This is a genomic window from Actinomycetota bacterium (genome assembly GCA_009923495.1).
Classification (GTDB): Bacteria; Actinomycetota; Actinomycetes; order S36-B12; family UBA5976; genus UBA5976.
Genome location: RFTJ01000024.1, coordinates 1 through 11,715, shown reverse-complemented (window position 1 = coordinate 11,715; position 11,715 = coordinate 1). Strand labels below are relative to the sequence as shown.

Annotated in this window: 16 protein-coding genes; 3 read left to right on the top strand and 13 right to left on the bottom strand. The window is 49.4% G+C overall.

Annotation, left to right across the window (positions count from 1 at the left end):
- Together EBS36_06800 and EBS36_06795 are read left to right on the top strand one after the other, a co-directional pair.
- On the top strand, window positions 1-425 hold a 425-nt coding region (locus EBS36_06800; protein NBU32855.1), incomplete at its 5' end, for a long-chain fatty acid--CoA ligase.
- A gap of 11 nt (window positions 426-436) precedes the next feature.
- Window positions 437-1,318 carry a 1,4-dihydroxy-2-naphthoate polyprenyltransferase gene (locus EBS36_06795; protein NBU32854.1) on the top strand — a complete coding sequence of 294 codons (882 nt, stop codon included), beginning with the start codon at window positions 437-439 and terminating at the stop codon, window positions 1,316-1,318.
- Here EBS36_06795 and EBS36_06790 read toward each other — a convergent pair.
- From EBS36_06790 to EBS36_06750, 9 genes are all read right to left on the bottom strand, one after another.
- The gene (locus tag EBS36_06790; protein ID NBU32853.1) at window positions 1,315-1,557 is read right to left on the bottom strand and encodes a DUF4229 domain-containing protein; all 243 of its coding nucleotides are present in this window, start codon (window positions 1,555-1,557) and stop codon (window positions 1,315-1,317) included. The two genes, EBS36_06795 and EBS36_06790, sit on opposite strands and share 4 nt — an antisense overlap.
- A 33-nt stretch (window positions 1,558-1,590) precedes the next feature.
- Window positions 1,591-2,565, bottom strand: coding sequence for a c-type cytochrome biogenesis protein CcsB (ccsB, locus tag EBS36_06785; GenBank protein ID NBU32852.1), 975 nt, complete (start codon window positions 2,563-2,565; stop codon window positions 1,591-1,593).
- A 25-nt stretch (window positions 2,566-2,590) separates the two neighbouring features.
- Window positions 2,591-4,096, bottom strand: a complete 1,506-nt coding sequence (locus EBS36_06780; GenBank protein NBU32851.1) for a cytochrome c biogenesis protein ResB — start codon at window positions 4,094-4,096, stop codon at window positions 2,591-2,593.
- A complete protein-coding gene (locus EBS36_06775) occupies window positions 4,096-4,851 on the bottom strand; it encodes a cytochrome c biogenesis protein CcdA (protein NBU32850.1) in 756 nt (251 codons plus the stop codon). Before EBS36_06775 ends, EBS36_06780 begins: the two co-directional genes overlap by 1 nt.
- On the bottom strand, window positions 4,848-5,414 hold the full coding sequence (locus tag EBS36_06770; protein ID NBU32849.1) for a TlpA family protein disulfide reductase: 567 nt from the start codon (window positions 5,412-5,414) through the stop codon (window positions 4,848-4,850). Before EBS36_06770 ends, EBS36_06775 begins: the two co-directional genes overlap by 4 nt.
- Window positions 5,415-5,416: 2 nt before the next feature.
- The gene (locus EBS36_06765) at window positions 5,417-6,061 is read right to left on the bottom strand and encodes a histidine phosphatase family protein (protein NBU32848.1); all 645 of its coding nucleotides are present in this window, start codon (window positions 6,059-6,061) and stop codon (window positions 5,417-5,419) included.
- 16 nt (window positions 6,062-6,077) lie between these two features.
- Complete coding sequence (locus EBS36_06760; protein ID NBU32847.1) at window positions 6,078-7,661, bottom strand: bifunctional uroporphyrinogen-III C-methyltransferase/uroporphyrinogen-III synthase; 1,584 nt, start codon at window positions 7,659-7,661, stop codon at window positions 6,078-6,080.
- A 49-nt stretch (window positions 7,662-7,710) separates the two neighbouring features.
- A complete protein-coding gene (locus tag EBS36_06755) occupies window positions 7,711-8,415 on the bottom strand; it encodes a redox-sensing transcriptional repressor Rex (GenBank protein NBU32846.1) in 705 nt (234 codons plus the stop codon).
- A 176-nt stretch (window positions 8,416-8,591) separates the two neighbouring features.
- The gene (locus EBS36_06750) at window positions 8,592-8,825 is read right to left on the bottom strand and encodes a glutaredoxin family protein (GenBank protein NBU32845.1); all 234 of its coding nucleotides are present in this window, start codon (window positions 8,823-8,825) and stop codon (window positions 8,592-8,594) included.
- A gap of 58 nt (window positions 8,826-8,883) precedes the next feature.
- Here EBS36_06750 and EBS36_06745 point away from each other — a divergent pair, with 58 nt between their 5' ends.
- A complete protein-coding gene (locus tag EBS36_06745) occupies window positions 8,884-9,726 on the top strand; it encodes an HAD-IB family hydrolase (protein NBU32844.1) in 843 nt (280 codons plus the stop codon).
- A 2-nt stretch (window positions 9,727-9,728) separates the two neighbouring features.
- On the opposite strand, the gene EBS36_06740 is transcribed toward EBS36_06745, so the two are convergent.
- From EBS36_06740 to EBS36_06725, 4 genes are all read right to left on the bottom strand, one after another.
- The gene (locus EBS36_06740) at window positions 9,729-9,821 is read right to left on the bottom strand and encodes an AURKAIP1/COX24 domain-containing protein (GenBank protein ID NBU32843.1); all 93 of its coding nucleotides are present in this window, start codon (window positions 9,819-9,821) and stop codon (window positions 9,729-9,731) included.
- Window positions 9,822-9,903: 82 nt separating this feature from the next.
- Entirely contained in the window at window positions 9,904-10,110 is a 207-nt protein-coding gene (locus EBS36_06735; protein ID NBU32842.1) for a helix-turn-helix domain-containing protein, read from the bottom strand.
- A 139-nt stretch (window positions 10,111-10,249) separates the two neighbouring features.
- The gene (locus EBS36_06730; GenBank protein ID NBU32841.1) at window positions 10,250-11,050 is read right to left on the bottom strand and encodes a pyrroline-5-carboxylate reductase; all 801 of its coding nucleotides are present in this window, start codon (window positions 11,048-11,050) and stop codon (window positions 10,250-10,252) included.
- A 35-nt stretch (window positions 11,051-11,085) separates the two neighbouring features.
- Window positions 11,086-11,715, bottom strand: a 630-nt coding sequence (locus EBS36_06725) for a proline dehydrogenase (protein NBU32840.1), incomplete at its 5' end; no start/stop codon positions are given.

Sequence of the window (11,715 nt, the reverse complement as noted above, 5' to 3'; positions counted from 1 at the left end):
CTCATGATGTTGGTGCACTTGATTCCAGAGGTTTAATCCACATTCTTGGTCGTCTAGATGACATTGTTATGGTGGGCGGAGTTAACGTCGCTCTTTCAGCGGTGGAAGCGGCCATTAGACACCACCCCGAAATATCTGACGTTGCAGTGATTGACGTTAATGACCAGCTATGGGGTGCGTTGCCGGTCGCATATGTGGTCTTGCGAAATCGCGAACTTCATAATCAGTCTTCAATGGATAGGTTGCGTAGTGAAATTCAAAACACTGTTGCAATGCGCATTGGCCGAGCAGCGACCCCCCGAACAGTAACATTCGTCAACCACCTGCCTATGCTCGATAGTGGCAAAGTTGATCGTCTTGGTCTTCGCTTGCAAGCAAATCAGGAAATAGCGCAAGGAACCGTCCAGCACCCTGGTGCGCAATAACTAGGAGCAATATGGCAACTAGATCGCAGTGGATCGCGGGTACTCGACCTCGTACCTTGCCAGCAGCAATAGCACCAGTTCTCATAGGCACGGCCATTGCGAATTTTGAACACAGTATGCTCTTGGTTCGGGCATTTTGTGCACTAGTAGTTGCGCTAGCGTTACAGATCGGCGTTAACTTCGCCAACGATTACAGCGACGGAATACGAGGCACTGACGAGGTGCGTTTAGGTCCCGTGCGGTTAGTTGGCCAGAAATTAGCTGAACCAAAATTGGTTAAGCGAGCGGCGTTATTGAACTTTCTGATTGCTGGCCTCGCCGGACTACTTTTGGCAATTTTGAGCGGCCTGTGGATTTTGATACCGATAGGTGTGAGCGCGATGCTGGCAGCTTGGTTCTACACCGGTGGAACTAAACCCTACGGCTACGCGGGATTTGGTGAATTATTTGTCTTTATCTATTTTGGTTTAGTCGCTGTTATCGGAACCAGCGCAAGTCAGACTGGGAATATTTCAATCCTGTCTGTATTGGCTGGCATTTCTTGTGGGCTGCTGTCCAGTGCGATTTTGATTGCAAATAACTTGCGGGATATTCCCAGTGACATGGAGTCGGACAAACGAACATTAGCAGTTCGGCTTGGCGATGGAAAAACTAGATTCCTTTACCAATTCGTATTAATCGCGGGCATTTCTCTGGCAACCATTATGTCGATGTTGCCACAAGGGCCAGAATTTGCCTGGGTCGCACTCAGTGCTGGCTTCGTTTCGGTTTCACCAATTAGAGCGATTCGCAGCGGGATTAGCGGTCCGGAGTTAATTCCTGTTTTGGTTGGCACCGGAAAGGCTTTGCTCGTTTTTGCCATACTCCTGAGTTTTACAATCGCAATTTCTTAGTCAATATCTTCTTTACGGGTATTCTCTTCGAGCTTTTTCGAAACCCGAGATACGGCACTAGAGAGCTGCTCACCCATGGCACTTCTTTGTTTAGCCAATAGTAAAAAAGAAAGTACTCCTGAGCCGAGAAAAGCAACAACAATCAGGATTGGACCGCGCAAACTTGCTAAGTAACCAAGTCCTAAACAGGCAGAAAGCAAACCTAATCTGGATAAGGTGTAAATCAAAGTTGGCTTCATCTCAGCGCCTCATCACTAGTCTTAAAGAGATTCTTATTTAACACCAGAGTACGAATGCAAACCCGGAATCAAAATATTGACGACGAAATAGTTAATCAGGATTGCACTGATTCCTGCCAACGCAATGTAGGCCGCTTTTCGGCCACGCCAGCCAACAGTAACTCTGGCATGTAAATAGGCTGCATAAATCACCCAAGTAATAAATGCCCAAGTTTCTTTCGGATCCCAACCCCAGTAGCGACCCCAAGCTGCTTCAGCCCAAATCGCACCCGAAATTACCGCAAAGGTCCAGATCGGAAACATGAAAGCGTGAATCCGATAGGCCATCAGATCTAACCGATCTGCAGTCGGCAACCTGTTTGCTAAGAAAGCGATTCGGCCAGGCTCTTCACCAGCAATAACTTTTGCCTCAGCCCGTTCGGCTACTAGGTAAAGGGCAGATAGCGCTGCTCCTACAGTGAAAGCTCCAACGCAAACGGTGGCTGCGGTTACGTGAATTGCAAGCCAATAGGACTGCAGTGCTGGCACCAACTCGGCACTATCGGTGTACAAAATGGTGGCTGCAATTCCTAAGTCCAACAGAACTGGAACCACAATGAACAGACCGAGCCATCGTAAGTCACGCTTTAATGACAGAACACAATAAGCAAATGCGATTGAGAAGCCGGCCGCCAAAGAGAACTCATACATGTTTCCCCACGGCAAACGACTTGCTGATAATCCGCGGCAAATTATTGCGGCCCCAAGTAACAGGGTTGCCAGCCAAGTGACCGACATGCCAATGTTGCCCGATCGACGTCCAGAACCTAAGACATCACCATCGCTCAATGCAGTAGAAACGCTGGCGTCTGCCAAGGTAGCGGTACCACCTTGGCGGGCGGCTGGAGATACTGCTGAAACACGAGCTGCGGTCTCCTGCAGAGTTTCGATCCGGCGGCTTTTTGATAATGAGATTGCAAATGCAACCATCGCCACTACATACCCAGTCATCGCTGCATAAACCAACATGTTGCTGGTCTGAGCTAGTGATTCGTTAATCACTTAGTACCTCCGGTGCACTTTCCTTAACTATTAGGCTAAGCCTGGTCACTTCAGCAGGTAGACCCGGTGCTTGAGTCTTTGCTAGACCTCCAACTTCGCACAGAATCCCACCCTCTGCATGCTCGGCGACTCGCAACCAAACTCGGCGCCTAGGTATCAGCAACGACATAGTCAGGCCAGCAATAGCAAAAATGGCAAATCCGAGTGCCCAGCCTTTACCTGGGTCACGAGCGAGTGAGAATGCGGCCCACTGCTTGAAGCCGGTGAACTCAATTACGCCCTGGCCTCTTGGTAGCTTCCACTTTTCGCCAGGACTTAACTCTTCGATACCGATTCGCTTCATTTTTTGCGTATCGAGTTGATAAACACTTTGTGGCAGTCCGCTGTCCAGCCCCAGATCTCCACTCCAGGCACTGAGGAAAACTTGGGGATCATCTGGCGCTGGAAAAATTGAGCGCGGACCTTGACTGAAATCAGAAGTTACTGTGGGCAGAAAATATCCTTGGAAACCTAATTGCGGAACACTGTCTGGCGCTTTGACAACTCCATTTGATGTGAAGTTGGCATCTTGTGGAAGAAAAATGGCAGCATCTTGCCAAACTATTTTTCCTTTGGAATCTCGAACTGTGAACTCGGGAGAATAGCCATGTCCAACTAGGTAGACAGTAACCCCAGCAACCCGGAGTGGTTCATTAACTTTAATCCGAAACTTCACTTCCCTTGCATCGGGATTAGCCTTAACCAATACATCAGCGTGAAATTCTCGGGCCGCACCTGATTGCATTCCACCCGACTGGTACTTGGCATGGAAGTCAGTTAAAGAAAAAGAAAAGGGCGGGAGTGAAGTTGCAGAATATGATCGGCCGGGCGTGAACGAGTCGTACTGCGTTACATTGTTGGCAAAACCGGTTTCCTCTCGAACAATCACAGTTCCACGAAATCCATATGAACTGCCGGCGCCGACAGCCACAAGTAGACCAAGCAAGGCAAGATGAAACACCAGATTTCCAAATTCTCGTGCATAGCCTTTTTCAGCTGAAACATAAGTGTCGCCAACTTTTACTCGCCAGCCTTTTGCTTCCCAATTAACCGCTGTTTTAGCAAGCGCATCACTGGCCGATGTTGTTGTCCGCCATGATTCATAAACTCCTAGACGGCTTAAATTGCGCGGAGCAGTCGGCGGTTCACTTCGTAATTCTCTCCAGTACTCAAAAGCTCGAGGTATGACGCAACCAGCAAGAGAAATGAACAAGAGTAAATAGATTGCGGCGAACCAAGGTGAAGCGAAGACATCAAAGAGATGTAAGCGATCGAGTATCGGTCCAGATTTTGGGTGCTCGCGCAAATACTGACTTACCCGAGCGGGGGCCGTGCCGCGTTGCGGAAAAATTGAGCCGGGCACACTGGCCAGCGCCAACAGGAAGAGCAGGAATAGCGCTATGCGCATGCTGGTCAATTGCCGCCAAAACCAGCGGAGCCAAGCAGTGATTCCAAACATTAGAGTGGCACCGCCCACACTGGTAACCAGCTACGCAACCAGATATTCACGGTATTCCAATAACCAGTTACTAAGAGTAAGCCAATAGCAATCAATAAAACTCCGCCGATGCGCATGATCAATTGAGAGTGTTTACGCAAAAATTTAATTGCTCGCACGCCACGTTCCATCATCAAACCGATAAGTATGAACGGTAGTCCTAAACCGAGGCAGTAAGACAGACTTAGAATTGCGCCACGAACTGCACTTGCTTCCTGTAGGGCCATCGCTTGAACCGCTGCAAGTGTTGGTCCGATGCACGGAGTCCAGCCAAGAGCAAAAACAAAGCCTAAAATCAATGCGCCCAATAAAGTTCCGGTGGGGCGATTCGGTAACCGCACTTCACGTTGCAGCGCAGGTATTACACCAAGAAATCCAAGTCCCAGAACGATTACCAATACGCCCATGACTGATTGCAATAGGCGTTGGTGCAGCAGAAGCGACTGTCCGATTCCCCCGAACACCGCGCCAAAGGAAATAAACACGGTAGAGAATCCGACGATAAACATCACGGTACCGAGCAATGCGCGGCTGCGCTTTACCGATTGGCCGTTTGCTCTAGCCCCTGCTACGCCGGTCATGAATGAAAGATAGCCAGGCACAAGAGGCAAAACACATGGCGAAAGAAAAGAGACTAGTCCTGCAGCGAAGGCAAGTGGCAGTGCTAAGAGTAGTGACCCAGAATTAATGGTTTCCGTGATTCCCTCGACAATCATTTTTCACCCTCGCTCGCCACTGCAGCAATAATCCCACGCAACTGCGCTTGCGTTACTGGACCCAAAACTCGAGCCGCGACTCGGCCGGATCGATCCAAGACAATTGTGCTTGGCGTCGCAGCTGGTCCTAGGTTGCCAAAGCGCAAAATCAACTCGCCATCTGCATCTTGAATCGAGGGATAGCCTGTTGGGAATCTGTCATTAAAGGCGGTAGCGGTGGCAAGGCTATCCCGAGTATTTAGGCCAATAAATTCAACGCCTTGCTCGGAAAATTCCTTGTAAGAGTTTGCCAACACTTTTGCCTCGGAGCGACATGGTCCACACCACGATGCCCAGAGGTTAACCACCACAACTTTTCCTAGCCAATTGCTAGTGCTCAGTTGCTCACCTGACAAAGATTTTCCAGACAGCGTGACTGCTGATTGGCGCTCTTTGGTGGCAACGAAAATAGTTGAGCCATCACCAGCAACATAACTAATTTCGCCCGTGGTCCGCCCCGAATTTTGGGTACAGCTCGTCAATGTAAGTGCACAGATGGTTAAAAGAGTTAATCGCATAAGCACAGTTACGCACCTGCGATTTTATGGGCTTTTTCTACCAAATCAATTGCTGGTTCGGTGTAAACAATAGCTTCCAACTGATCGCCCTTAAAGGTCAGTGAGGTAAGCGAGGCCAGGCTACATTGCCGTTTACGCGGATCATGAGCAAAGCGACGACCTTCGAACGCCAAACGCGCAATCCAGATCGGCAATTGATGGCTGACCAAGACCACTTCATGGCCACGACCAACCGCACGAGCTTGGGCAATAGCGTGTTGCATTCTGTTCGCGATTTGTTTGTAGGGTTCACCCCAAGATGGACGCACAGGGTTATAGAGATGACGCCAAGACTTGGGGCTGCGCAGTGCGCCATCGCCAACGGCAACCCGCTGGCCTTCAAAAATATTTCCGGCTTCTATCAAGTTGGCATCTGTGCCAATCTCTAATTGATGTTTGCGGCCAATTGGATTAGCAGTCTGCTGAGCGCGTTCTAGCGGAGAAGCAATCACCGCTGCGACGTCGTGGTGGGCCAAGACATGTGCGGCTCGATCTGCCATCTCCATGCCAAGATCGGATAACACATACCCCGGAAGTCTGCCATAGAGAATTTTCTCAGGATTATGCACTTCACCATGGCGTAGTAAATGAACAATTGTCTGCTCATCACTCATGGTGTACTCCTAGCAATCAGGTCGCGCGGCGGCGGGATGCAGAGCGCTTGCGTGATGGACGCCAACCTACTGCGCCATTACTTGCTGCTTCTTCGCGCAGGGCCATGCCGTGTGCGGCTAGCGCCTTTACCAGTGCAGCCATGGTTGGCTCTTCAGGTAGCACATCAACCCGCAGACCATGCTCCTGAGCTGTCTTAGCAGTTGCTGGGCCAATGCAGGCAATAACGCTGGCAGCATGGGGCTTTCCGGCAATACCGACAAGGTTTCGCACGGTACTACTTGATGTGAAAACTACGGCGTCAAAACCGCCACTCTTAATTGCTTCACGGGTATCAACATGTGGCGGCGCTGCTCGAACGGTTCGATACGCAGTTACATCTTCAACTTCCCAGCCCAAGGCAGTAAGGCCAGCTACTAAAGTTTCAGTTGCTAAGTCTGCTCGCGGCAAGAAGATTCGGTTTATCGGATCAGAAATTACATCAAACTCTGGCCAAATTTCCAGCAACGAAGCAGTTGTTTGCTCATCGTCTGGAACCAAATCTGGTCGCACGCCCATCGCAACAAGGGCTTCTATGGTGTCTACTCCAATTGCGGCAATTCGAATTCCCGAAAGCGAGCGCGCATCTAGGCCAATTTCCTCAAAACGTTCACGGATTGCTCGAACTGCATTGACACTTGTGAAGATAACCCATTCAAATCGACCCGAAACTAGGCCGTGAATTGCCCGCTCCATCTGCTGTGGTGTACGCGGTGGCTCAACTGACATAGTTGGGACTTCGAATGGGACTGCTCCATGTGTATGAAGCATTTCTTGTAAATTTTCAGTGGAATCTTTAGTACGCGGAACCAAGACTTTCCAACCATGAAGTGCCCGACTCTCAAACCAAGGTGTGCGCTCGGCAGCTGACTCACCAATAATTACCAGCCCAGCTCCAGAGTGCTTAGCCAACTTCATTGCACTTGGGAGGGCTTCGAGTGTTGAATGTAGTGAGCGTTGTTCGATAGTGGCTCCGTCGCGAATGATTGCAACTGGTGTTTGTGGATCTCTACCCGCTTTCACCAATGCTTTAGCAACTTCGTTTGCCCGCTCGGCGGCATTGTGGACTACTAATGTGACAGTCGGATCTATGTGGGTTGTCCAGTCCACTGTTGGTGAATCGGCGTCTATGATTCGAACTTCGCGAGTACGGCCACTAGTTAAGGAAAAACCGACGTGCGCTGGAACAGCAGTTAGTGGAGATACGCCAGCAGCTACTTCAAAGGCATAGCCGGCTTTTGCGACAGCAGCTGTCTCCATCGTCAGGCGACCATCAATTACTGGATCTCCAGAAAGTAGTCGGGCTACCGCTTTGCCAGACTTGCGAGCATCAATTAGTGCTTTGGTGCGGGAAGCAAGTGATAACGGTGCGCCAACTGAATCAAGTGCAACAAGCACTTCTCCATTAGCAACTTCACTGGCAAGTGAAACCACTTCACTATCTGTGATTACGACATCGGCGCTCTGAAGCAACCGAAGTGCTCGCACTGTCAGTAAATCACTTTCACCCGGACCTGCTACGACGAATGCAACACCTGATGTTGCGATGTCTGTGGTTGGCATCTATGCACCTACCTGACTCATTGTTGTACCTGCCTCATTCATCATTGGACTAGCCAACGTTGCTGTTTCCCAAAGCCACTTCGGCCTTGCGTTGTTCGTGAAACGCCAAGATCTGCAACTCTGTTGCTAAATCGACGCGTCGCACGTCTACACCTTGGGGAACGTCCAACAGGACAGGTGCGAAATTTAAAATACTGGTTACGCCGTTGTGAACCAGTAAGTCACAAACACTTTGTGCTGCATTTTCAGGGGTTGCAATGACGCCAATGGATGCACCACTTGTTTGGATAACTGCTGGCAGGGTGGCCAGGTCAGCAATCTTTACCTTAGAGCCACCGACCGAAACTGTCTCGCCAATTCGGCTTGGATCTGTATCGAAAAGTCCAACAACGTGGAAGCCTCGCGAGGCAAACCCTGGATAGCCCGCCAATGCATGGCCTAGATTTCCGACGCCAACAATGACTACGGTCCACTCTTGAGTCAGGCCTAATGCGCGAGCAATTTGATAAAGCAGGAAATTTGCATCGTATCCAACGCCACGGGTTCCGTAAGAGCCAAGGAAAGATAAATCCTTACGCAGTTTTGCACTGGACACACCACTTGCATTTGCAAGTTCCTCTGAGGAGACTAATTCAGTGCCCCGCGCCGCCATCGCAACAAGCGCTCGGTGGTACATCGGTAGTCGAGTAACTGTTGCTTCAGGAATACCTGAACGCAACTGTGTCGATACTCGAGGCGACTCTGATAGTGGCATCAAAACCAACTTCCGCGCGTAGGCTTATGGCACTCAGATTAGGCACATATTCCCGGAAGGCAAAATTGGCTATTTGGGCCATATTCGTGGTATGCGTAATTGCTAATTTTCAGAAATTTGCGACTACATTCGGATAGTTAGTAAAAAATCCTTATTTGATTGGGATTTTCGGCTCGTTACTTTAAGGCGGCCCGGAGTCGTGCCTCGGAGATGCCAAACTGCTCCAAGACCTGACCATCGACCAAGGTGACTGGAATGAATTCAGCGAACCGATTTGCCAATTGTGGATCGTCGAAAATAGATAGGGATTCCCAACCTACCGAGAGCTCAGCACAAACCTGAGCAATGGTGCTTTCGGCCTGCAAGCAGAGGTGACAATCTGGTTTGCCGATTAATTGCACCCGAATCATTTCGCTCCTAGCAGCAAGTTAAGAAACTAGACGAACTTCTCAAGAGTACGCTGAGAATGTGTTAGAAGTAAATCAAGAACAAAGCCAAGATTTGCCAAGACAAAATGCAAAGGGTCATTCTCAGATCGCTGCGTTTTTTGATATTGACAACACGATTATGCGTGGAACCAGCATTTACCACTTAGCTCGCGGCCTTTTCGCCAAAGGCGTACTTAAGCCCCGTGATCTTACGGACTATGCGATTACCCAAGGTAAGTTCTTGTTCACTGGGAAAGAGAACAGTTCAGACTTAGCAAAGGTCGCAAATAATGCGCTGGCCTTTGTGCAGAATCGCACAGTTGAGGAACTCGCATCCCTTGCCGAAGAAATCTATGACGAAATTATGTCTGACAAATTGTGGCCAGGAACAGTGCGACTAGCGGCTGCACATCGAGAGGTAGGACACCAAGTTTGGGTGGTCTCGGCTGCACCAATTGAATTGGCCCAAATCATTGCGAGCAAATTGAACCTCACTGGAGCTGTTGCCACTGTTAGTGAGATTGTTGATGGTCGTTACACCGGAAACTTGGAAAGCGCACCTATGCACGGCGAACAAAAAGCGCAGGCAGTAAGAAATTTGGCTCAGAAACATGACATTGATTTAGCCCAAAGTTTTGCCTATTCAGATTCGCAAAACGACATTCCGCTTTTAAGTCTTGTTGGCAAACCTCGGGTTGTTAATCCTGATTCGCGCCTGCGCGATTTTGCCTTGGTCAACGAATGGCCAGTTTATGATTTCCGCAGAGAGCACCTGAAACAGAAATATGCGGTGCCGGCGGCAAGAAGTGCTCTGTTACTAATAGGAGCGGGAGCAGGTCTAGCACTTGCTGCCAGAGCCCGCTCCCGGTCAAAAATTTCTTAAATTTACTTACGACGCTTTGAACGTGTCTTCTTTAGCATCTTGCGATGCTTCTTTTTAGCCATCCGCTTGCGGCGCTTCTTGATTACGGAGCCCACACAACCACCTTCATAAGTTCGTTTTGTTCAACGAGTAGAAAGTCTACGCACTAACCCGCGCAGACGGAAAATCAGCCTGCGATTAGCCTGCTTCGACGAATGAATCCCTGAGGTAGTTATGAACTGCCTGTTCTGGAACTCGGAATGAGCGACCTACTCGAACTGCTGGCAACTCTCCACTGTGTACCAAACGGTAAACCGTCATCTTGGATACTCGCATTGCCGTTGCAACTTCAGCGATAGTCAAAAATCTAACCTCTGCAAGCGGACGATCATTCACTGGATTCATATCTGATCCTTAAATCTTGGTGCTAGCCACAACCAGCAACCCCTCTGGCGTGACTTTGCATTTATCTCAAGTAGTCCAACCATAGTGGCTGTTGTGGCGGCTGTGAAACCGATTTCTAAAAGTTACATTGATGTAGTTATTAGCTTGGTTGGCCGAGTTCTATTGATCGATTTACTGCAGCCTGCATGGCAGCGAGAAAAGCTTCACGAACCGCATGCTGGTCTAAAGTCCTGATTGCAGCAACGGTAACGCCATTTGGCGAACTAACTCTCTCCCGAAGCGTCTTAGCGGAATCTCCTGTCTGCATGATTAGCGATGCAGCCCCAAAAACTGTTTGCTCAACCAGCTCTGTTGCCATGGATGCATCAATTCCTAGTTCTACTGCTGCGGCTACCATCGACTCAATAATGTAAAAAATGTATGCCGGTCCGGACCCGGATACCGCGGTAAGTGCATCCTGCAAACTTTCTGGTATTACGACTGTCTTGCCAACGCTGTTCATTAACTGAACAACTTGGTCCAGTTGCTCAGCAGAACAGTTGCTACCCGCACTAACCCCTGACATTCCTTGGGCAACTAGTGCTGGGGTGTTCGGCATAACCCGCACAACTGCTTGGCCTTCGGGTAGTTGCGCTTCCATTGCTTTCGTTGTGATGCCGGCGGCCAGTGAAATTACCAGCGCAGAAGTCGACAGCGCGTCTGCGATGTCAGAAAGGACATTAGGGATATCTTGCGGCTTTACAACCAACAAAACCGTATCGGCTTTTGCCACCGCAGTTCTAGCATCACTGCAAGTCACTCCATAAGTTTGCGCAAGCTCAACGGCGCGATCGGCTCGAATCTCGGCCACGAATATCTGTTCAGGGGCAATGCCTGAACGCAAAATTCCCGAAAGCAAAGTTTCGCCCATTACACCTGCGCCGATAAGAGCGATGTTCATCTCAATGACCTTTCGAATTACGCTCTAGCGTACGCCTAAGATTTGCCGGGAAGTAGTGAGGTAATGGCTTTACCAAATGATTTCGGGGTCTGAGTCAGGCGTTGAGTTACTAATGGATACCACTGCTGGCCAAATGGCACATGAATTCGGACTCGATGATTTAGTCCAAGTAACCGCTTTTGCTCTGATTCGCTGACGCCAAGATACATCTGAAATTCAAATGAATCTTTAGTTCGACCGCTACGCAACGCGAGAGCCTGGCCAATCTGCAATAACCGCGAATCATGGGTAGCAATCATTACATAAGCGGAAGACTTAAGCAGAGTGCGCATTTCACGGACAAACGCTTTGTCAACATCAGCCTTAGCCGTGTGCGAATGGTCAGGGTCTTGGGTGAACGCACCTTTACACAATCTAACCCGCGCGCCGCTTGCGGCAAAGACCGCTGCGTCTTGCTCGCTACGCAGAAGTGATGACTGCAGGGTAATTCCCAAATTGGAAAATCGCTCAGACAGGCTATGTATTATTCGCAAAGTTGCGGGTACAAATTCCACTTTCTCCATGCCCACCGTGACAGTCATGTCCATTTCATAAGCAACTTGGCACACTTTAGATAAATTATCGCTTGCAATATTTTCGCCATTGATAAGGGCCAGGCCCAAAGC